The sequence below is a fragment of the Corallococcus sp. EGB genome, assembly GCF_019968905.1.
GTDB lineage: Bacteria > Myxococcota > Myxococcia > Myxococcales > Myxococcaceae > Corallococcus.
This window is the reverse complement of record NZ_CP079946.1, coordinates 5,428,433-5,447,403: the sequence shown is the minus strand read 5'-3', so window position 1 is coordinate 5,447,403 and position 18,971 is coordinate 5,428,433. Positions and strand designations below refer to the sequence as shown.

Below are 18,971 nucleotides of genomic sequence, written 5' to 3'. Positions count from 1 at the left end.
CCGCGAGATCGAACACCTGATCTTGAAAGATGAAGCTGTGGCTGATCTGTGCGGTCATGCCGCCTCTCGTCGGGACGGTCCTTCGAGACGTCCAACGCGAACGTTCCACGGGCCCATTCCCGTGGAGTCCGCGTCCCGCCCCGTCATTCACCGATGACCCGCGCCGCTCACCGACGCCCGCCTCCTCTTCACAGATGCGGGCCCACCCCGGTGAAGGGAGCCCCATACCCTGCTCCTCGCGCTGGGCCCTCCCACTCCTCCAGCGCGGGGAGAACCGCCGTGTCCGACTTCATTTCCACCCGCAGAGCCCTTCTCGCTGGAGCCGCCGCGACCACCGCGGGCCTCGCCCTGGGGCCTGGACTCGTACGGGCCGCACCGGGCCCCCGGCCGCGGCCCGGCTCCGACCCGGTCCGACTCTTCTCCAACGAGAACCGCTACGGCCCTTGCGAGGGCGCCATGCGCGCCATCCGCGACTCCCTCCATCTCAGCAGCCGCTACGCCGCGCTCGACGCCGTCCAATCGCTGAGGCGCCTCATCGCGGAGCATGAGGACGTGTCACCGGAGCACATCCTCCTCACGGCCGGCTCCCTCGAGGCCTTGTGCGCCGTCGCGGGCGAGTACGCCTCGGGAGGCGGCGGCGTCGTCTGCGCGCAGCTGACCTTTCCCGCGCTTCCCTCGTTCGCTGAACACGTCGGCGGCAAGGTGACGCGCGTTCCGCTCGACGCGAACCTGGCCCATGACCTGGACGCCATGGAGGCCCATGTGAGCCCGGACACCCGGCTGGTCTCCGTGTGCAACCCCAGCAACCCCACGGGCACCATCGTCGACCCGTCGCGCCTGCGCGCCTTCTGCGAGGCGGTGTCCACCCGCGCCACCGTGCTGGTGGACGAGGTCTACATCCACTACCTTGAGCCCGCCCCTGGCCAGTCCATGGTGGACCTGGTGCGCGCCGGGAAGAAGGTCATCGTCGCGCGCTCCTTCTCCAAGATTTATGGGCTCGCCGGCATGCGCGTGGGCTACGCCATCGCCCAGCCTGACGTCGTCAAGCGGCTCACCGAGTGGAAGATGGCGCTCCCCAACCCGCTCTCCGTCGCGGCGGCCCAGGCGAGCCTCCAGGACGCGCAGTTCGTCTCGCGCATGCGCAAGCTCAACGCGGAGTCGCGCAAGGTCACCGCCAGCGTGCTGGACGAGCTGGGGCTGAAGTACGTGGCGGGCCATGCCAACTTCATGTGGATCTCCCTGAGCGCCGACCAGCTCGACCTGCCCGCGCGGCTCGCGCCCCACGGCTTCCACGTCACGACCGTCCCGAGCACCCCCATCCCCTCGGACATCTCCGCCCTGCGGCTCACGCTCGGCACGGTGGAGGAGATGCGCGCGTTCGGCACCGCGCTGCGCGCGACGCTGAAGGGCCGTGGCTGAGCCGCCTGGACGCAGCCTTGTCCCGCCCGCGCTCTGGTAGGTTGCCCGCCATGAAGCATCGGCTGGCCCTGGCACCCTCCTTCTGGCCCCTGCAGTTCGGGGGCTGGGGGCTGTACGCCGTCCTGCTCATCATCACGTTCCTGCCCATCGTCGCGGCGGAGGGCGGCGAGCTGCGGCTGGTGATGGCCAAGGGCGTGCGCGCCGTGTTCGGGCTCGTCCTCTCCAGTGTGCTGCGGCTGGGCTACCGGCGCGTCGCCCCGGGCTCGTTCTCGCGCCAGGCGGCGTGGGCCATCATGGGCAGCGCCGTGTTTGGCGCGATATGGGCGGCGCTGGGGGAGCTGTGGGCGGCCTGGTTCTACCCGGCCACCTACAAGTGGGCGGCGCAGCTGCTGCCGCGCTTCTCGTTCGAGTACGCCGTCACGCTCCTGTGCTGGAGCGGGCTCTACTTCGGCATCAAGCACGGCCGCGCGTGGCAGGAGGAGCGGGAGCGGGCGCTTCGGGCGGACGCGCTCGCGCAGGAGGCCCGGCTCGCCTCGCTCCGCCACCAGGTGCACCCCCACTTCCTCTTCAATGCCCTCACCTCCGTGCGCGCCCTGATTGGGGAGGACCCCGCCCGCGCCCGGCGGATGGTGACGGAGATGGCGGACTTCCTGCGCTTCGCGCTCCAGAAGGGCGACGCCGCCCACGTGCCCCTGGAGGAGGAACTCTCCATGGTGCGCAGCTACCTGAGCATCGAGTCGGTGCGCTTCGAGGAGAAGCTGGACGTGACCCTGGACGTGATGCCGGGCACCGAGCGGCTCGCCGTCCCGGCCTTCCTCATCCAGCCGGTGGTGGACAACGCGGTGAAGCACGGCATGGCGTCCGGCGTGCTCCCGGTGCGGATGTGCCTCCAGGTCCGCCGGGAGCAGGACGTGCTGCGCATTCACGTGGCCAACACGGGCCACTGGGCGCCCCTGGACCGTGAGCCGGGGCCCCGGGGAACGGGCACGGGACTGCGCAACGTGCGCGAGCGCCTGGCGCAGCTCTTCCCGGAGCGCGCCCGGCTGGAGCAATCCGAGGCGGGGGGTTGGGTCCACGTCACCCTCGAACTGCCCGCCATCGAATGGACCCCCACCCTTGCCGAGGAGTCGCATGACGCCCCCGCAGCGCGCCTTGTTGGTGGATGACGAGCGGCTGGCCCGCGCGGAGTTGCGCGAGCTGCTGCGGCCCTACCCCTGGGTGAAGGTGGTGGGCGAGGCGGACGGCGTCACCTCCGCGCTCGCGCGCATCGAGGAGCTCCAGCCGTCCCTCCTCTTCCTGGACGTGCAGATGCCGGGGGAGAGCGGCTTCGACCTCCTTGCCCGGCTGCCGGCGTGCCCTTTCGACGTCATCTTCGTGACGGCCCATGACGCGCACGCGCTGCGCGCATTCGAGGTCAACGCGCTGGATTACCTGCTCAAGCCGGTGCACCCGGACCGGCTCGCGCGGACGCTGTCACGGCTCGCGGGGGAGGAGCCAGGAGGGGCCGAGCCTGCTCGGGGCCCGGGCCGGCAGAAGCTCACTGAGGGGGATCTGCTGCTGCTGGAGAACGGCGCGAAGTCCCGCTTCGTGCGGGTGGAGCAGATTGTCTGCGTCCGTGGCGCGGGCGACTACTCGGAGGTCTTCGCGGCGGATGGCGGGCAGACCCTCTCGCCGCGCCCCCTGAAGGACTGGGAGCAGCGGCTCCCGGAGCGGACATTCGCTCGCATCCATCGCTCCGCGCTCGTCAACCTGGCCTTCGTCGAGCGCGTGGACCGGAGCCTGGGCGGCGGGGGAGACGTGTACCTGCGCGGACTCCCGGAGCCGCTGCCCCTCAGCCGAAGCCACGCGGCGGCCCTGCGCGAGCGGTTTGGCTAGGACTGGAGGCGCGCTCTCCTCCCGAGGGTCGAGAGACTCGGTCGCACCACTAAGCTTCGGGCTCCAGGGAGTCCTGCGCGTCGGCTTGCTTGCTGACGTGGCGGAACGCGACCCACGCGAGCACCACCAGCAGCAGTCCCGGAACCTTCATGGTGGTCCGCGTCCCGGCGAAACTGTCGCTCCTGCCCTCGGTTTCCGAGGAGAAGATCGACTGTCTCTTGAAGAGCAACGAGCCTGTCCAGGAGCTGTCGGGGCGAAGCGTGAAGAACTCCACGGCCCACTCCGAGGACGGCGCGGGTTGCCTGGGCGCAATCAAGGGAGCGTCAGCGATGTGAAGCTGGACAAACTGCGTGTCGGTCCAGCCAAACCACCATGCATGACGGTACAAGAGCGGAGACGGCGGCCGCGGTTCAGTGGTGGTCCTTCCCACAGAGAGGGCGTACCAGGGGCTGAGAAACCAGACAATCGTCAGAATTGAGGCCAGGCATAGAAGCACCCGCTGGAGACGACTGCTTGACTGGGAGCGTCGAGAAGTGGGTTCGGACATCGCCCGCGACTGTAGCCCTAATTCGCATGAGCTGGTGCCGCCGGGAGGTCTCCGCCTGCGCGTTCTTGCCCGCCAACGCGCTGGTGGCGGCGAGATCCGCCGCGACGATGCCGATGGTGTTGTCCTAGTTCCTGTCGGCAACCACGTCCGTGGCATCGGCGAAAAGCACGAAGGACCGGGGCGGAAAGCCCCTGGCGTGGTGTGACGGAGGCAGCGAAGTCAGCCGCAGCCGTCGACGCCGGCAATCTTCGCCCCTGTCATGTCGAGCCAGCCCATCTGGCCCTGGCGATTCTTCACATGCACGTACCAGATGGTCTTCGGGTAGGACACCGCAACGCCTGTTTCGGCGCCGCTGGGCTCCATGTGCGAGCTCTTCGTCTCCACTCGCCAGAACGGCTCCACGTCGCGGAAGACCTTCCCCTTGAACCAGATGTCGAAGCCCGTCTCTCCGTTGAATCGGAGCAGATAGATCCGCTCGCCCTTTCGTGCGCGTTGAATCGGTCCGTACTTCTGATACCCACGGCCTTCGCGAAACTCTGTCGGCGCGGTGACTCGGACGACTCCGGCTTGAACCGTGACGACGTTGCCCGTTTTGGCGACGAACGCCTGTCGGGGCTGAATCTCGAATGCCATGGGAGCCGTCTCGGTGGGCTCCGTCCTGACGACGAGGCGCTCGCGCGCCACCCATTTGTAGCCGTACGTGGAGCACTCCCCGTCAAAGACATTCGCCGTCGTGAACGGCAACTGGGGCCCATTGCTTTCTGGGGCTGCCGCGATGAGCAGCGTCGCTATGAGACTCCACATAGGTCGGTCCCTCTCACTATCCGAGCGCCGCCTTCCCATCTGGCTTGCGCTGAAATCGATAGAGCACGAATCCCACCGCGAGCGCGATGGCACCGGCGATGAGGTTCTCGCGCTCCGCACTCAGCCCGAAGACGACGCACAGCGCGGCGGCGGCGAGGGGAATCACCGGCCCGCCCGGGATGCGGAACGCGTTCGCGGGCGCCTGGAGTTTCCTTCGCAGCACGGGCACCGACAGGGCCGTGCCGAAGTACGTGGCGAGCCGGGCCACCACGGAGAGCGTGGCGAGCACCTCGAACGAGCCGGAGAACGCCAGGGGCAGCGCGATGGCCGTCTGCGTGAGGATGGTGACCGTTGGCGTGCGGTAGCGCGGATGCAGGGTGGCGAGCGCAGCGGGGCCAAAGCCATCCTGCGCAAGCGCGTACAGGTAGCGCGGTCCTGCGAGCACGGTGTTGCTGTTGGTCCCCAGGATGGACAGCACCCCGCCCACGGTCATGAGGAGCCCACCCCAAGCCCCGAGGAACCGCGCCGCGGCGTTGGCGAGCGGCGTCTGCGCGTCCGCGACCCCGGGCAACGTGCCCAGCGCCACCCACTGCACCGCCGTGTAGATGACCGTGACAATGCCTATCTGCATGATGAGAGCGAAGGGCACATCGCGGCGTGGGTTCTTGAACTCGCCCGCCGGAGCCGCCGTGTTCTCGAAGCCGGCATAGGCGAACAGCAGCAGCAGCACCGCGGATCCCAGGTTGCCTCCCTCCTTGGGAGCCACCGACATCGCCAGTGGCACGGACACGGAGAAGAGGCCCACGGCGATGAACACCAGCAGTGGCACCGTCTTGGTGACGGCGAGGAACACCGCGGTGCGAGCGCCGCCCTTCACGCCCACGACATTGATGGCGGTGAGCGCGAGCAGGGGCACGGCGATGGCCAATCCCTGTCCCAGGCCCGAGTTCGCCGCTGGCCACAGGAAGCCCAGCGCGCGGGAGAAGCCAACGGACAACGAGGCCACGGACGAGACGCGGGCCAGCCACGTCATCCATCCGACCTGGAACCCCACCCGTTCCCCAAAGGCTTCGCGCGTATAGAGATAGGCGCTGCCGGGCTTGTCGAAGTAGCTGGCTGCCTCCGCGAAGCAGAGCACGAGCAGCAGCACCGCCAACCCCGCGAGCACGACGGCGCCTGTGCTGGCCGAGCCCAGGTTCGCCGCGGCCGCCGCGGGTAGCAGGTAGACACCGCTGCCAATCACATCGTTGATGGAGAACCCGACGATTTCCCAGCGCGATACCGCGCGCCGCATGCCCGGCTCATGTGGTGGCGAATGGGGTCCGGTGGTCATGGATGGAAGCGAGAGGGGACCCCACTGGAGCACAGTTGCTGTGAGCTCGCGAATTCCGGCTCCGGAGAGCTGGCGCGGAGGGGGGCGGGGCGTCACGATGGTGCAGGGGCCGCGCATCCTCGCGCGGTGTCCCATTCCGTCAGGAGGCACACCATGGCCGACGCGAAGGTCTCCATCACCTACTGTACCGCTTGAGGCTACCTGCCCAGGGCCACCCGTGCGGCGGCCGTACTGAAGGATGAGTTGGAAGTGGATGTGGAACTGAAGAAGGGCGGGTCGGGGGTCTTTGAAGTAGCGGTGGACGGGAAGGTCGTCATCAAGAAGACCGGCCTGGCGTTCCCCACCGAGCAGGAGGTGGTGGACGCGGTGTTCCGCGCCCTGAACCCCTGACGTCGATGGCTTTACCGCCCGCTCTGTCCTTAAGGAGCGGGCGAACGAAGCCTTCACAGGGGCAGCCGTTGCAGGGCCTCCGCGAGGCGGATGTGCCCCTGGAATGCGCCGCCGCCCTGAGGCGTCTCGCCGTTTTCAATGGCGTGGGCGAAGCGCACGCCGGCGTCCGCCTCCAGCCGTTCGAAGAGGCCCTGGAGCTTGGGGTAGTCGCGGCGGTCCAGCACCTCGTGGTACCGGGTCCACCGGGCGATGCCGATGAAGTAGGCGTCCGCCAGCGTGCGATGGTCGCACAGAAGCCATGGTGTGTCGCCCATCAATGCCTCCAGGTTCGCATGTGCGGAGACCACCTTGCGGGCCCCGAGGTTGCGCAGCGCCTGTCTTTCGGACTCCGGCAGCCCGGCGTGCTCGAGCGCGTACCAGAGCGGCGAGAAGGCGCTGAAGAAGGTGGTGTTCAGGTACGCGAGCATCTGGTTCAACCGGTCGAAGTCCTTGATGAGCGCCACGGCCACTCCCTGGCGGCTGCGCGGGCGGGCGGGGGAGACGATCTCCGTGACGCCGCGGGCACGCATGTCCGCCGACGAGTCGCGGGTGCTCTTGAGGGCGGCCGCGGCCGGGCTGGGCGTTGTCTGTCTGCCGGAGACGTTCACCCGCGTGGACGTGGAGGCCGGGAGGCTGGTGCGCGTGCTTCCCGCCTGGACCGCGGGCGCGGTGACGACGACGATTCTGACGCCACACCGCAGGGGCCAGCTGCCCGCCGTGCGCGCCGTCATCGACTTCCTGATGGAGGGCGCCCAAGAGGCGTGAGCGTCTCCGGGGCGCTCCATAACCACCTGTTCCGACAAGGGATTTCGTCGGAATGGGGGCGCGACCTCCTCAATGAGGTTCAGACCGTGGCGCTCGCTCGCGGAGCAGCGCTTCCGGGGTTGTCGATGTGAGCCGGGTACACTTCGGGTGCGGTACCCCCCTCACGGAGGAAACATGCGAACGCTGGTACTCGGTGGTCTGTTGTCGGCGGCGTTGATGGCGGTGGGCTGTGGTGGTCCGGTGGAGCAGGAGGAGTCCCTGGACCTGGGCACGCAGAAGGCGCCACTTCCGGACTGTTCGATCAGCCCGGACAACCTGCGCAACTACTACAGCGACCCCGGCCACACGAACCTGATCGGCCAGTTCGGCTGCTGCTCCGGTGGTCTGTACAACTGGGGCATCAAGTCATCGCAGTACATCGACTTCAACGCCTCGTGCTAGCTGTTGGGCCAGGCCTCTGTGCCTGAGTTCCCGAGTGGCTTTCCATGCGGAAGCTGGGAAGCCGCCGGTCCGTCCGGCATCCGGGTCGGCCGCATCCACGCTCAACTCCTTGCGTCGCACCACGAGCCCAAGCCTCGCTGGTGTGTCCTTCATGCGCATTCACATCCGTCATGACGGCCTCCCCCTCTGCGCCGCCCCAAGCGCCTTGCAAGGTGGGAAGGGGACGCGGGGATTCTGCTGAGGAAGTGTGGAGCGGATGACGGTTCAGGACTGCGCCGTGGAGCGCGGAAGCCGGGTGGTATCCTGCGCGTCCATGGACCTGCGAATCGTGCTCGGCGTCGCGCTGATGCTGGTGTCGCCGGCCTGGAGCCAGCCGGCGGTTGCACCCGCGCCGGACTTCCAGGCCCGGATGTCCGCCGCATCCCAGTCCTATGAGGACCTCGACTACGAACACGCGCTCGAACAGCTCGGCGCGGCGAAGGCCGTGGCTCGCGATGACGGGGAGCGGAGCCGGGTGGCCGTCCTCCGGGGCATCGTGCTCGCGGACCTGGGACGCCGGCGGGAGTCGTTGTCTGCCTTCAAGGAGGGGCTGTCGCTCGCGCCCGACGCGACGCTTCCGGTGAAGGTGTCCCCCAAGGTGTCGCGCGACTTCGAGGACGTGCGCCGCAACGTGCAGCGGGAACTGGCGCGCAGTCCCCGGCCGCCGCAGGACGCGCCGGTGGCGATGACGGAGGCCCGGCCCGAGGCGGCTCCTGATTTCGTTCCGGTCCCGGCACGGGAGGAGGTGCGCACGACGCGTTCGGTGCCGGTGCTGCCGCTGGCGTTATTGGGAGGCGGCGTGGTGCTCGGAGGCATTGGGAGCGTCGTGGGCCTCCAGTCTCGGAGCAACGTGAACGCCGCGCGTGATGATGCGTTCCACAGCGATAGGGGTGATCACCTGGACACCGCGCGGGGACAGGCGGTCGCGGCCAACATCCTGTTCGGCGCGGCCGTCACTGCCGCGACTGGAGCCGTTGTCACCTGGTTCCTTTCGGGTGACCCGGCGTCGACGAGGACGGAGGTCTCTCCATGAAGCGCGCCTGGGTCGTGGGGTTCGGACTGCTCAGCATCACGTGCACGGTGCCCGACATCGAAGAGCTCGAGGCGGAGCGCCCCAGTGGTTGTGATGCAAGCCACCCGTGCGATGTCGAGGTGAGGCTGACCTACGACGGCTTCCATCCGGGGTGCGTCACGCTGCGGGTGGTGGACGCGGAGGACGCCTCCCGGACCTTCGAGCTTCCGGTGCCCAAGGGAGCAGGGGAGGTGGGCTTCATCCGCCGGGCCGGCTGGAGCGAGGCGGTGAAGGTGACAGCCTCCGCGCGCGAGCGCTCCTGCACGGGCCAGGAGGTGGCCACCGCGTCCGCGCAGGTGAAGCTCCTCGATGAGGACACCGCCAGCGTCGGGCTGACGTTGAGCGCACTGGATGAAGACGGGGATGGCTACGTGAGCACCGCCACGCGGGGCACGGATTGTGATGACCACTCCGTCTCCATCTCCCCGGGCGTGGAGGAGCGCTGCGACTTCCTGGACAACAACTGTGACGGCCGCGCGGATCCGGTGCCCGTCTGTGACGGCGTCGATTGGCGGACGACCGGGACGGTCCCGCGCGCACGCTTCCAGGCCGTGGCGCCCCATGCGCGAGGTCAGGCCTGGATGGTGGGCGACAGCAACGACGTCATCGCCCACGTCCGGCACGAGGCCGACGGTGGCTTCGACACGCAGGTGTTCACCGACTGCCACGGCGCGTGGTCCGCCGCGTGGGCACGGCCAGGTGATGGGCGTGTGTTCATGGGCTCGTGGGAGGGGCAGCTCGCCACACGGACGCTGGCCACATGGGAGCCCTGCACGGTGACGTCCTTCGATGGAGGCGGCGCGGCCATCCTGGACATCGTGGGCTTCGACGTGGATGGCGGCACGACGCTCTACGCGGTGAGCGAGGCGGGCGACATCCTCCGTTGGGACCATCCAGCGGAGCCTCGGCGGGTGGAGCACGTGGACGCGGATCTCCGCTCCATCCATGGCCTTGACCCGACGACGTTGATCGCCGTGGGTACCACGGGCGACCAGCCCGTCGCGTACCGCTTCAACGCGGACGGAGGCCCGTGGCTGCGGGAGACGCTGCCGCAAGCGTCCCAGGGGCAGGTGGCTCTGCAGACCGTGCACGTCGTGTCGCCGGGCCTGGCCTATGCCGCGGGTGACCGGGGGCTGTTCCTGGAGCGCGCGCGAGGCACCTGGAGGACGAAGCCGTCGTATCCCATCTTCGAGGACGGTGGCGTCGCACCGGGTGTCCTCGACGTGGTGGCCTTCGGGCAGGGCATCGTCTTCGCGCGCTTGGAGTCGGATGACATCGTGCGCTTCGACGGCGCGGCGTGGCAGGACTTCCGCTTCGGCACCCAGGGCTTCACGAGCCTCGACGCGCTGACGTCGGACGAGCTGTGGAGCGCGGCCATCGATGGAACCGGGTTCTACTGGGGGCCCTGGGCTCCGTGAGCTGTCAGAACGACGGCAGGTCCGAAGCCAGATGGGACGACAGCCCCCCGTCCATCACCAGCGCGCTTCCGTTGACGTAGCCGCCGAGGGGCCCGACGAGGAAGGAGACCATGCCCGCAACCTCCTCCGGCGTGCCGAAGCGCTTCACGGGGATGCGCTCCAGCAGCCGCTGGCGTGACGCGGCGGGCGCATTCGCCAGCATCTCGGTCTCGATGTAGCCGGGACAGAGCGCGTTGCAGGTGATGCCATACGCTCCCCACTCCGCGGCGATGGCCTTCGAATAGCCCACCAGCGCGTGCTTGGTGGCCGCGTAGGTGGACGATTGGGCTCCGCCGAAGAGCCCCATGATGGACGCGATGTTCACGATGCGCCCATGGGCTTGCGTCTTCATCCGGGGCAGCGCCCACTGACACAGGTTGCGCACGCCCTCCACGTTCACGCCGAACAGCTGATCCCACTCGGCGACGCTCACCTCGTCCGCGCGGTGGAACGGCCCCCCCATGCCCGCGTTGTTCACGAGCACCCGTGGCGCGCAGACCTCCGCCTCGAGCTGGTCCAGCGCGGACGTCACATCGTCGCGCTTCGTGACGTCGCAGACCCGGGGCCAGGCACGGCCTCCGGCGTCGACCACCTGCTTGCGGAGCCGCTCCAGCGCCGCCGCGTCGCGGGACAGCAGCGCCACCTCGAACCCGTTCCGGGCCAGCTCCGTGGCGATGGCGGCACCAATGCCCCGGCTGGCTCCGGTGACGACGGCGACGGGACGCTTCGTCTGCGTTTGCATCAGAGCACCCCCTGGGGCGGCACGAGGCGCACCTCGTCGACGCGCACGTTCAGCGGCTTGATGGCGACCTCCCAGATGCATTGGGCCACGTCCTCCACGGAGAGCATGTCCGCGGGACTGAACTCCGGCCGGGACTTCCAGAAGGACGTGTAGACGGCCCCCAGGGACAGCAGGGTGGCGCGGATTCCGAACGCCTTGCCTTCCTCGTTCAGCACGCCCGTCAGCCCCCGGACCCCATGCTTGCTCGCGGCGTACGCCCCGTTCATGGGCAGCGTGAGATGGTCGCTCACGGAGCCGATGTGGATGAGCCGGCCACCGCCCCGGGACTTCATCCGCCGGAAGGCCTCGCGCGCGCACAGGAAGGTGCCCGTGAGATTCACATCGAGCGTCCGGCTCCAGTCCTCCAGCGACGTCTCGTGCAGGGGCGTGAAGACCCCGACGCCCGTGCAGTTGATCAGCACGGAGACGGGCCCCAGCGCTGCCTCCGCCTTGTCGAACATCGACAGCACGGAGTCCTCGCGGGTGACATCCACGTGCAGGGTGTCGGGCGTCTCCAGCGTCACGTCATTCGCGGAGCACACCACGCGCAGGCCCTCCGCGCGCAGCTTCCGGGTGACGGCGCTCCCGATGTCGCCCGTGCCTCCAACGACGATGACGTTCCGCATGCTCCAGCGCCGTGCCTTTCCCGCGGGCGCAGGCCCACGCGGATCGCGCGCAAGCTAGTACGGATGGGCCTCCGAGTTGGAGCCGGACCGCGCGGTCACGCTCGCGTAGGAGAGGGACAAGGCCTGCCGGCCACCTTCCCGGCTCCCGTGCAGGCGGACCTCGGTCGCGGACAGATGCCATTGGGTGAGCAGGGTGTACTGCCAGGCGTCCCGGTGCGCGCCCTCGACACCCATCCATGCCTGGTCGTTCAACTGCGCCAGGTACGCGTCGTCCGGAGGACGCCGCTCCTGCACGGCCTGGATGGTCTCGAGGGTGAAGGCAAGCGCCGTCAGCGTGCTCGCCACGGCCTGCCGATGGGCCGCTTCCGCCGCCGAGTCGTGCGCCTCCTGCGGCGCGCCAAACTGCGCCTGGAGCGTGCTCGCGAGATCACGGTAGGCCTCGCGGAGATCTCCAGGGGCGCCCAGGTGGAGGGTCACCGCCGCGAGCTCCTCCTGGGCGAAGGAGAAGCGGATCACCGCAGGCATGCCCCAGCGCATCGACTGGACTTCGAGCCCGCCGCCCTCCACGGGGACCGCCCCGGGATACTGCGCGCGCACCTCGTCGGGGCTCATGCTCCAGCGGGTCTCCTCGAAGCCTGTCGCGGCGGTGCGCAGACTCCGCTGGTACGCCTCGCGGATGGCGTCGCGCCGTGTCGCCCGTTGCGCGTGCTGCGGGTTCTCACAGCCAAAGGCCAGCAGACACAGCGGGAGGAGGGCGGCGAACGTCCTGCGCATGGGGCTCCTTTCGACGAAACGTCCCCAGGACGTGGCCCCGGATTCTTTATTCAAAGTGTGCGGGGGGGCAGGGGGTGGCCAGGCCCAGGGGTCGTCTCGGAACCGGGCCCACCATGCGCACGCTGCTGGGAGGCCGACTCAGGGCCTACCCTCTGGAGTACGCCCTGGAGAGACAGCGAGCTTCGGCGCCCCCTGCGTCGAGCGCCTGCCCGGGAGTTCGCATGGAGCACCTCCTCACCCACGCCGAACAGCCTGCGGCAGCGCACCCTGCCTGGCGTGTAAGCCGGACCTGGCCCCACGGCATCCGCTACACCCTGCCAGGGGCCTGGGTCGCGCTGCTCTTCGCCTGTCTGGCATTCACGCCGTCCCTGCTGCCGCGCAGCGGACCCTTCCAGGGATTCGTCAGCGGAGTCAGCGCGGCCATGGGCTATGGGCTGGGATGCCTGGGCGCCTGGCTCTGGCGGGAGTTCGCGGACCGGCCCGCCAGGGCACCCCGCCGGCGCGCGTGGCAAGCCTTCGCCGTGACGGCGTGCGTGGCGATGCTCGTATCGCTGCTGCTCGGCTGGCATTGGCAGCACCGCCTCCGGGAGCTCATGGGCATGCCCTCGCCAGGTCGCGCGGGATACCTGGTGGCTCCCTTCGTCGCGGCAATCGTCTTCGTCCTGCTCGTCGCCGCGGGACGCGGCCTGCGGGTGATGACGCGCGCGCTGGCCCGGGGGCTCGCGAAGTACATGGGCCCCCGCGCGGCCCGGGCGATGAGCGGACTGGCCGTCGTGGTGCTCACCGCGCTGGTGGCCAGCGGGGTGCTGTGGAACGGGCTCATCCGCTCCGCGGACCGCACGCTGGAGGTGCAGGACCGGATGACGGATGAGGGCGTGGTCGCACCCCGTACCGCGCTGCGCTCCGGTGGCCCGGGCTCGATGATCCCCTGGGAGTCCCTGGGACGGGAGGGGCGCAACTTCATCGGACGGGGGCCCTCGGTCCAAGAACTCTCCCGGTTCCACGGCACGGCGGTGCAGGAGCCGATCCGCGCGTACGCGGGCTTCGACTCCGCGAAGGATGCGGAGGGCCGCGCCGCGCTCGCCGTCGACGACCTGGAGCGGGCCGGTGGCTTCGACCGCGCGTACCTGTTGGTGGTGACGACCACGGGCAGTGGCTGGGTGGTGCCGGAGGCCGTGGACGCCTTCGAGTACATCACGCGTGGCGACTCCGCGATCGTCGCCATGCAGTACTCGCATCTGTGGTCCTGGCTCTCCGTCCTGGTGGATCAAGAGCGGGCCCGCGAGTCAGGCCGGGCGCTGTTCGACGAAGTCTATGAGCGCTGGTCGCGGCGTCCTCCCGGCCAGCGCCCGAAGTTGCTCGTGTTCGGTGAGAGCCTGGGCTCCTACGGCGGCGAGAGCGCGTTCAGCGGCGAGCGGGACCTGGCCAACCGCACAGACGGAGTGCTCTTCGTGGGGCCGCCGAACTTCAACACGCTGTATCGCCTGTTCACCGACCACCGGGACCCGGGCAGCCCAGAGGTGGAGCCCATCTACAGAAATGGCCGCATCGTCCGCTTCAGCCGCCGGCCGGGGAGCGACATCCCGCCCTCGGACGCGCCGTGGGGCGGCTCCCGCGTGCTGTACCTGATCCACCCGTCCGACCCCATCATCTGGTGGAGTCCCCGGCTCCTGGTGCAGCGGCCGGACTGGCTGCGCGAGCCGCGAGGCGAGGACGTCCTGGGCCAGATGGTGTGGATCCCCTTCGTGACCTTCTGGCAGGTGACGGCGGACCTGCCCCTGGGGATGGAGGTGCCCGCCGGCCACGGCCACGTCTACACCGCCGAGCACGTGGACGGATGGGTCGCGCTGCTGCGACCCGAGGGCTGGAGCGCGGATCAGACGGCCCGGCTCCGAAACCTCCTCCTCACGCGTTGAGGCCGCCGGGACTCCCTGGCCGTCGCCGGTGTCACGGCCGGGGCGGGACGCACTTCGTTTCAAACACGCGGAGCATCCGCTGGAACTCCTGGCGCAGCTCTTCCGAGGCCAATTCGTGGAGCATGTCGCGCGAACGCTTCCCCATGGCCACGTCCCAGATGGAAGTCCAGCGCCGCCTGCGTGTGCAGGATGCCCGGGTCACCCGGCTGCAGCCCGTCAACAGCGCCAACGCAAGCCCCAGGAGCCCCCAACGCAAGAACCTGGAGGCGGCTTCTGACATACCCGGCGGCTGAAAGGACAGGGCCCCCGGCATGGCGGAAGGGGGGCGTCCCACCCCCCGGAGTGGCGGCAAAACCGTCCCCGCGCCGCGCTGAATCATCAGTGAATCCAGGCACTTCAATCCACTCGAGGGGCCCCGTAGGTCCTGGTCGGCTCCTTTGAGCCCCTCCCATGCGGGAACCCCCGGGTGGGCCCTCCCTCCCGAGGATCCGCCCGAGGAGGCTCCCCGCTTGCCCTGAAATCACGTATAGGCCCTCCGCACATTTCGCGCGGCACGCGAGCGCCCCGCAGGGCGAGCGGTCAGTGGCCCCCGGGACTGCTCTGGAGGAACGGATGGAGTTGTCGAGTCTCGAATCGGATTTTTGGGCAATTGCCCCGAGCGTCATCGGCGCCGTGGGCCTGCTCTTCGCTGCGTTCTTCTACTTCCGCGTCAAGGGACTGCCTGACGGCGACGCGACCATGAACCGCATCGCGGGCTACATCCGCGAAGGCGCCATGGCGTTCCTGGTCCGCGAGTACAAGGTGCTCGCGGTCTACTGCGTGGTCGTCGCGATCCTCATCGGACTGGCGCTGGGCCCCATCGCGAGCGCGAGCTTCGTGTCGGGCGCGTTCCTGTCGCTGCTCGCGGGCTACATCGGCATGAAGGCCGCCACGTTCGCCAACGTGCGCACCGCGCAGGCCGCGCGCACCGGCTCCAAGCCGAACGCGCTGCTGGTCGCGCTGGATGGCGGCGCCGTGATGGGCCTCGCCGTCGCCGGCCTGGGCCTCGTCGGCATGGGCGTCGTCTACTTCGTGTTCCGGGGCCACCCGTCGCTGTCCCCCATCCTCCACTCGTTCGCCGTGGGCGCCAGCTCCATCGCGCTCTTCGCGCGCGTGGGCGGCGGCATCTACACCAAGGCCGCGGACGTGGGCTCGGACATCGCCGGCAAGGTCATCGAGAACATCCCCGAGGACGACCCGCGCAACCCCGGCGTCATCGCGGACAACGTGGGTGACAACGTGGGCGACGTGGCCGGCATGGGCGCGGACATCTACGAGTCCATGGTGGCCGCCATCGTCGCCGCCATGGCCATCGCGCTGACCGCCAACGCGACGGAGCTCTCCCGCCTGGTGGCGGACGCGGCCGGTACGGCGAACGCGAAGATCGCGGGCGTGGTGCTCCCCCTGGCGCTGTCCGCCATCGGCCTGCTGGTCAGCCTGCTGAGCATCTTCATCGCGCGCGCGCTCAAGAACATGAACCCCGCGCAGGTGCTGCGCAGCGCGCTGATCATGCCGCCGGTCATCCTGTCCGCCCTGTCGTTCGTGCTGATGAACGTGTTCGGCCTGTCCCAGTCCATCACGGTGGCGCTGGCCGCGGGCGCCTTCGGCGGCGCCATCATCGGGCTCGTCACGGACTACTACACGTCCTCCACGCCGGTGCAGCGCATCGCGGAGTCCTCCATCACGGGCGCCGGCACCAACCTCATCCGCGGCCTCGCCGTCGGCATGGAGTCGGTGGGCATCTCCATGGCGACCATCGCCCTGGTGGCCTACATCGCGGACCGCGCGCTCGGCCTGTACGGCATCGCGCTGTCGGCGGTGGGCATGCTGGGTGGTACCGCGGTGGTCATGACGGTGGACGCGTACGGCCCCATCTCCGACAACGCGGGCGGCATCTCCGAGATGTCCGGCCTGGGCCCGGACGTGCGCGCCATCACGGACGAACTGGACGCGGTGGGCAACACCACGGCGGCCATCGGCAAGGGCTTCGCCATCGGCTCGGCGACCCTCACGGTCATCGCGCTTTTCTCCGCGTTCAACCTGGAGGTCAACCACACGCGTCTGGCCAACGGCCTGGCGGAGATGAGCCTGGAGCTGACCAACCCGAACGTCATCGTGGGCCTCCTGCTGGGCTCCATCCTCCCGTTCCTGGTGGGCGCTTCCACCATGCTCGCCGTGGGCCGCGCCGCCGGCGCCATCGTGGAGGAGATTGGCCGCCAGTTCCGCGAGATCCCCGGCCTGATGGAGCTCAAGGCCGAGCCGGACCCCAAGAAGATTGTCGACATCTCCACCAAGAGCGCCCTGCGCGAGATGATCTTCCCGGGCATCGTCGCCATCGTCGCGCCGCCGCTCGTGGGCTACCTGCTGGGCCCCGGCGCGCTCGCCGGTCTGCTGGCCGGCGCGCTCGTCGTCGGTGCCACCATGGCCCTCTACATGGCCAACGCGGGTGGTGCGTGGGACAACGCCAAGAAGTTCATCGAGAAGGGCAAGCTGCCGGGGCACGCCAAGGGCTCGGCCGTCCACAAGGCCGCCGTCGTCGGCGACATGGTGGGCGACCCCTTCAAGGACACGTCGGGCCCCGGCGTGGCCATCCTCATCAAGGTCATGAGCGTCGTGTCGCTGCTCGTGGCCTCGCTCATCGCGCTGCGGTGAGTTGAGCCCCGGGGTGCGGCGCCCGATGGGTCAGGCGCCGCACCGCGGGTGTCGCAGGGCAGGCATCCGGCCGGGCGCTGTCGGGCTGGATCAAGGGCAGTGGGCGAGCGCGTGCTTACCCTTCCAGCAGAAGCATCACCTTCGTTCTTCTGCCAGTGAGGGTCCCATGTTCCTGGAGCTGTCCCCGCAGCAGATCCATCTCCTCCACGCTTCCCTGGCTGAAAGCATCGATGCGCTGCGGGACGAGATCGTCCACACCGACAAGCGCGAGTTGCGTGAAGAGTTGAAGCTCAAGCTCGACCGGCTGCTGGGCCTGCAACGTCAGGTGGAAGCCGGGATGTTCGCGGAGCAGCCGGCCTTCTGAGCCAGGGCCTTTCCGGTCCCCAGGCGGGCAGCCTGGAGGCCGGGGCCGTCAGCGCGGAACCGGCGCGGGCTTGCCCTCGATGGCGTGCCCCCGGGTGCCGGCGGTCCACTCCTCCCAGACATTGAACGACTTCATCTGCGCGCCCAGGTCGGTGTCGCGGATGAGCGCCTCCACCTCCGCACGGCTCTGGCGGGGCAGGGTCTCCTCCATGGTGGCGAAGCCCCACGCGAGCGCGCCCACCACGGCCGCGTTGGCGCGCAGCGTGCGCGCGTCGCACTGTTCGAACTCGTCCGAGCGCGCGTGGTAGTTGGGCCCATAGGTGGCCGGCTCCTGGTTGGCGATGAGGTTGGCCACGCCGTGCATCATGAAGTCGAAGTTGTCCGTGCCCACCACCGGCACGTCCACCTGGGTGAAGGGCCCCATCCCCGCCACCGGCTTCAGCGCCCGGTCCACCAGCGGCACCAGCGCTGGCCGGCCATTGGTGTAGAAGCCGGTGATGCGCCCGCAGCCGATGTCCACCGACAGCGCCAGGGTGTGCCGGTCCAGCTCCGCCGCGTGCGTGCGCGTGTAGCCGGCCGAGCCATACATGCCCTGCTCCTCGCCGCTCCACAGCGCGAAGCGCACCGTGCGCGCGGGCTTCAGGCCCAGGCGCTGCATCTGCCGCGCGAGGTCGAGGAGCATCGCGACGTTGGCGCCGTTGTCCAGCGCACCGCCGCCCAGGTCCCAGCTGTCCAGGTGCGCGCCCAGCACGATGACCTGCTCCGGATGCGTGGTGCCGCGAATCTCACCGATGACGTTGCGTGACTCGTAGGGGCCGCCCGTCCTCAGGTCCAGCGCGGCGGTGAGCGTGAGGGCCTTGCCGGCGCGCAGCAGCCGCAGCGCGCGCTTCGCGCCGTCGCGCTCCATCACCAGCATGGGGCGGGTGTTCCGGGGGCCCACGGAGACGCTGTGCCGGTAGAGCTGGTTGCCGGGACGGCTGCCCATGTAGACGACGCCGGCCACGCCCGCGGCGAACGCGCGGGATTCGATCTCCGTCGCCACGTCGTACTCGCGGAAGAGCCCGTCGACGTCCTTGAGCTCGTCCGTCTCCACCAGCATGAAGGCGCCCCGGGCCTTCGGCCCCAGGCGCTGGAAGTCCGCCGGGGTGCCGCGGCCGGCGTCCAGCAGCGGCGCGGTGAGGCCGCCCTTGGGCGTGGCGGTGGAGAAGGGCATCGCGGCCACGCGCGGGGCGAAGCGTACGCCCGGGCCCTGCACGGACGCGGTGGCGCCACGCTCCAGCCACAGCGCGGGCATGGGGAAGGCCTCCGTGCGCGCCGTCACGCCCGCGGCGCGGAAGCGCTCCAGCGCCCACTCCACGGCGCGCTGGTTGGCCTCGGAGCCCGTGGGCCTCCCGCCCACCTCGTCCACCAGCGAGCGCAGGTCTTCGAGCATGGGCGTGCCTCCGAGCACGGTCCCCACGAGCAGCGCGGCCTCGCGCTCGCTCGCGGAAGGAGGCGCCTCCTGGGCCCTGGAGGGTGCCGGAAGGGTCAGCGCGAGGGACAGCGCCGCGAGGCGGATCAGCGGACGGGCAGGGGACATGCGGGGCTCACCGGGGGCGGAGGACGGTGCAAGCATTCCCGTCCCAGCCACACCCCGGCA

General features: G+C 69.6%; 19 protein-coding genes. 12 read left to right on the top strand and 7 right to left on the bottom strand.

Translation table 11 applies throughout. The annotated features are described in order from the left end of the window. The first annotated feature begins 153 nt into the window (after positions 1 to 153). From KYK13_RS22495 to KYK13_RS22480, 4 genes are all read left to right on the top strand, one after another. Positions 154 to 1,419, top strand: a complete 1,266-nt coding sequence (locus tag KYK13_RS22495; protein ID WP_223632937.1) for a histidinol-phosphate transaminase — start codon at positions 154 to 156, stop codon at positions 1,417 to 1,419. Positions 1,420 to 1,469: 50 nt separating this feature from the next. Beyond that, positions 1,470 to 2,585, top strand: coding sequence for a sensor histidine kinase (locus KYK13_RS22490; RefSeq protein WP_223632934.1), 1,116 nt, complete (start codon positions 1,470 to 1,472; stop codon positions 2,583 to 2,585). Next, the gene (locus KYK13_RS22485; RefSeq protein ID WP_223632931.1) at positions 2,551 to 3,294 is read left to right on the top strand and encodes a LytTR family DNA-binding domain-containing protein; all 744 of its coding nucleotides are present in this window, start codon (positions 2,551 to 2,553) and stop codon (positions 3,292 to 3,294) included. The genes KYK13_RS22490 and KYK13_RS22485 overlap by 35 nt, the downstream gene beginning before the upstream one ends. Before the next feature lie 149 nt (positions 3,295 to 3,443). Continuing rightward, positions 3,444 to 3,629 carry a hypothetical protein gene (locus KYK13_RS22480; protein WP_223632929.1) on the top strand — a complete coding sequence of 62 codons (186 nt, stop codon included), beginning with the start codon at positions 3,444 to 3,446 and terminating at the stop codon, positions 3,627 to 3,629. A 431-nt stretch (positions 3,630 to 4,060) separates the two neighbouring features. On the opposite strand, the gene KYK13_RS22475 is transcribed toward KYK13_RS22480, so the two are convergent. After that, positions 4,061 to 4,474: a hypothetical protein gene (locus KYK13_RS22475; protein ID WP_223632927.1), complete on the bottom strand. Its 414-nt coding sequence runs from the start codon at positions 4,472 to 4,474 to the stop codon at positions 4,061 to 4,063. A gap of 187 nt (positions 4,475 to 4,661) precedes the next feature. Further along, the gene (locus KYK13_RS22470; RefSeq protein WP_223632925.1) at positions 4,662 to 5,939 is read right to left on the bottom strand and encodes an APC family permease; all 1,278 of its coding nucleotides are present in this window, start codon (positions 5,937 to 5,939) and stop codon (positions 4,662 to 4,664) included. 192 nt (positions 5,940 to 6,131) lie between these two features. Between KYK13_RS22470 and KYK13_RS38895 the strand changes: the two genes are divergently transcribed. Next, complete coding sequence (locus tag KYK13_RS38895) at positions 6,132 to 6,368, top strand: Rdx family protein (protein ID WP_255653954.1); 237 nt, start codon at positions 6,132 to 6,134, stop codon at positions 6,366 to 6,368. 53 nt (positions 6,369 to 6,421) lie between these two features. Here the strand turns inward: KYK13_RS38895 and KYK13_RS22460 are convergent, their stop codons facing one another. Then, positions 6,422 to 6,937, bottom strand: coding sequence for a glutathione binding-like protein (locus tag KYK13_RS22460; protein ID WP_223632922.1), 516 nt, complete (start codon positions 6,935 to 6,937; stop codon positions 6,422 to 6,424). Between KYK13_RS22460 and KYK13_RS22455 the strand changes: the two genes are divergently transcribed. The 4 genes from KYK13_RS22455 (at position 6,936) to KYK13_RS22440 (ending at position 10,142) form a co-directional block, all read left to right on the top strand. Then, positions 6,936 to 7,172 carry a LysR substrate-binding domain-containing protein gene (locus KYK13_RS22455; protein WP_255653951.1) on the top strand — a complete coding sequence of 79 codons (237 nt, stop codon included), beginning with the start codon at positions 6,936 to 6,938 and terminating at the stop codon, positions 7,170 to 7,172. The genes KYK13_RS22460 and KYK13_RS22455 overlap by 2 nt on opposite strands. 174 nt (positions 7,173 to 7,346) lie before the next feature. Beyond that, on the top strand, positions 7,347 to 7,613 hold the full coding sequence (locus tag KYK13_RS22450) for a hypothetical protein (protein WP_223632917.1): 267 nt from the start codon (positions 7,347 to 7,349) through the stop codon (positions 7,611 to 7,613). A gap of 313 nt (positions 7,614 to 7,926) precedes the next feature. Further along, complete coding sequence (locus KYK13_RS22445) at positions 7,927 to 8,685, top strand: hypothetical protein (protein WP_223632914.1); 759 nt, start codon at positions 7,927 to 7,929, stop codon at positions 8,683 to 8,685. Next, positions 8,682 to 10,142, top strand: a complete 1,461-nt coding sequence (locus KYK13_RS22440; RefSeq protein WP_223632910.1) for a putative metal-binding motif-containing protein — start codon at positions 8,682 to 8,684, stop codon at positions 10,140 to 10,142. Before KYK13_RS22445 ends, KYK13_RS22440 begins: the two co-directional genes overlap by 4 nt. A 4-nt stretch (positions 10,143 to 10,146) precedes the next feature. Here KYK13_RS22440 and KYK13_RS22435 read toward each other — a convergent pair whose 3' ends face one another. The 3 genes from KYK13_RS22435 to KYK13_RS22425 are packed head-to-tail and all read right to left on the bottom strand — an operon-like array spanning position 10,147 to position 12,362. Then, the gene (locus tag KYK13_RS22435) at positions 10,147 to 10,923 is read right to left on the bottom strand and encodes an SDR family NAD(P)-dependent oxidoreductase (RefSeq protein ID WP_223632907.1); all 777 of its coding nucleotides are present in this window, start codon (positions 10,921 to 10,923) and stop codon (positions 10,147 to 10,149) included. Continuing rightward, the gene (locus KYK13_RS22430; protein WP_223632904.1) at positions 10,923 to 11,588 is read right to left on the bottom strand and encodes an SDR family oxidoreductase; all 666 of its coding nucleotides are present in this window, start codon (positions 11,586 to 11,588) and stop codon (positions 10,923 to 10,925) included. The genes KYK13_RS22435 and KYK13_RS22430 overlap by 1 nt, the downstream gene beginning before the upstream one ends. A 54-nt stretch (positions 11,589 to 11,642) precedes the next feature. Then, complete coding sequence (locus KYK13_RS22425; RefSeq protein WP_223632901.1) at positions 11,643 to 12,362, bottom strand: hypothetical protein; 720 nt, start codon at positions 12,360 to 12,362, stop codon at positions 11,643 to 11,645. 221 nt (positions 12,363 to 12,583) lie between these two features. Here KYK13_RS22425 and KYK13_RS22420 point away from each other — a divergent pair, with 221 nt between their 5' ends. The 3 genes from KYK13_RS22420 (at position 12,584) to KYK13_RS22410 (ending at position 17,333) form a co-directional block, all read left to right on the top strand. Continuing rightward, positions 12,584 to 14,278: an alpha/beta-hydrolase family protein gene (locus KYK13_RS22420; RefSeq protein ID WP_223632898.1), complete on the top strand. Its 1,695-nt coding sequence runs from the start codon at positions 12,584 to 12,586 to the stop codon at positions 14,276 to 14,278. A gap of 612 nt (positions 14,279 to 14,890) precedes the next feature. Continuing rightward, positions 14,891 to 16,969, top strand: a complete 2,079-nt coding sequence (locus tag KYK13_RS22415) for a sodium-translocating pyrophosphatase (protein ID WP_223632895.1) — start codon at positions 14,891 to 14,893, stop codon at positions 16,967 to 16,969. Positions 16,970 to 17,135: 166 nt separating this feature from the next. Continuing rightward, positions 17,136 to 17,333: a hypothetical protein gene (locus KYK13_RS22410; protein ID WP_223632891.1), complete on the top strand. Its 198-nt coding sequence runs from the start codon at positions 17,136 to 17,138 to the stop codon at positions 17,331 to 17,333. Positions 17,334 to 17,381: 48 nt separating this feature from the next. Here the strand turns inward: KYK13_RS22410 and KYK13_RS22405 are convergent, their stop codons facing one another. Next, entirely contained in the window at positions 17,382 to 18,911 is a 1,530-nt protein-coding gene (locus KYK13_RS22405) for a M20/M25/M40 family metallo-hydrolase (protein WP_223632888.1), read from the bottom strand. Between the last annotated feature and the right edge of the window lie 60 nt (positions 18,912 to 18,971).

What these genes read in the sequence shown, in the direction of transcription:
- KYK13_RS22485 (WP_223632931.1), top strand. Translation starts at nt 2,551, where the DNA reads ATGACGCCCCCGCAGCGCGCCTTGTTGGTGGATGACGAGCGGCTGGCC.
- KYK13_RS22450 (WP_223632917.1), top strand. Translation starts at nt 7,347, where the DNA reads ATGCGAACGCTGGTACTCGGTGGTCTGTTGTCGGCGGCGTTGATGGCG.
- KYK13_RS22480 (WP_223632929.1), top strand. Translation starts at nt 3,444, where the DNA reads ATGGTGGTCCGCGTCCCGGCGAAACTGTCGCTCCTGCCCTCGGTTTCC.
- KYK13_RS22445 (WP_223632914.1), top strand. Translation starts at nt 7,927, where the DNA reads ATGGACCTGCGAATCGTGCTCGGCGTCGCGCTGATGCTGGTGTCGCCG.
- KYK13_RS22440 (WP_223632910.1), top strand. Translation starts at nt 8,682, where the DNA reads ATGAAGCGCGCCTGGGTCGTGGGGTTCGGACTGCTCAGCATCACGTGC.
- KYK13_RS22415 (WP_223632895.1), top strand. Translation starts at nt 14,891, where the DNA reads ATGGAGTTGTCGAGTCTCGAATCGGATTTTTGGGCAATTGCCCCGAGC.
- KYK13_RS22455 (WP_255653951.1), top strand. Translation starts at nt 6,936, where the DNA reads ATGTCCGCCGACGAGTCGCGGGTGCTCTTGAGGGCGGCCGCGGCCGGG.
- KYK13_RS22435 (WP_223632907.1), bottom strand. Translation starts at nt 10,923, where the DNA reads ATGCAAACGCAGACGAAGCGTCCCGTCGCCGTCGTCACCGGAGCCAGC.
- KYK13_RS22430 (WP_223632904.1), bottom strand. Translation starts at nt 11,588, where the DNA reads ATGCGGAACGTCATCGTCGTTGGAGGCACGGGCGACATCGGGAGCGCC.
- KYK13_RS22425 (WP_223632901.1), bottom strand. Translation starts at nt 12,362, where the DNA reads ATGCGCAGGACGTTCGCCGCCCTCCTCCCGCTGTGTCTGCTGGCCTTT.
- KYK13_RS22405 (WP_223632888.1), bottom strand. Translation starts at nt 18,911, where the DNA reads ATGTCCCCTGCCCGTCCGCTGATCCGCCTCGCGGCGCTGTCCCTCGCG.
- KYK13_RS22470 (WP_223632925.1), bottom strand. Translation starts at nt 5,939, where the DNA reads ATGCGGCGCGCGGTATCGCGCTGGGAAATCGTCGGGTTCTCCATCAAC.
- KYK13_RS22490 (WP_223632934.1), top strand. Translation starts at nt 1,470, where the DNA reads ATGAAGCATCGGCTGGCCCTGGCACCCTCCTTCTGGCCCCTGCAGTTC.
- KYK13_RS22420 (WP_223632898.1), top strand. Translation starts at nt 12,584, where the DNA reads ATGGAGCACCTCCTCACCCACGCCGAACAGCCTGCGGCAGCGCACCCT.
- KYK13_RS22495 (WP_223632937.1), top strand. Translation starts at nt 154, where the DNA reads ATGACCCGCGCCGCTCACCGACGCCCGCCTCCTCTTCACAGATGCGGG.
- KYK13_RS22460 (WP_223632922.1), bottom strand. Translation starts at nt 6,937, where the DNA reads ATGCGTGCCCGCGGCGTCACGGAGATCGTCTCCCCCGCCCGCCCGCGC.
- KYK13_RS22475 (WP_223632927.1), bottom strand. Translation starts at nt 4,474, where the DNA reads ATGGCATTCGAGATTCAGCCCCGACAGGCGTTCGTCGCCAAAACGGGC.
- KYK13_RS22410 (WP_223632891.1), top strand. Translation starts at nt 17,136, where the DNA reads ATGTTCCTGGAGCTGTCCCCGCAGCAGATCCATCTCCTCCACGCTTCC.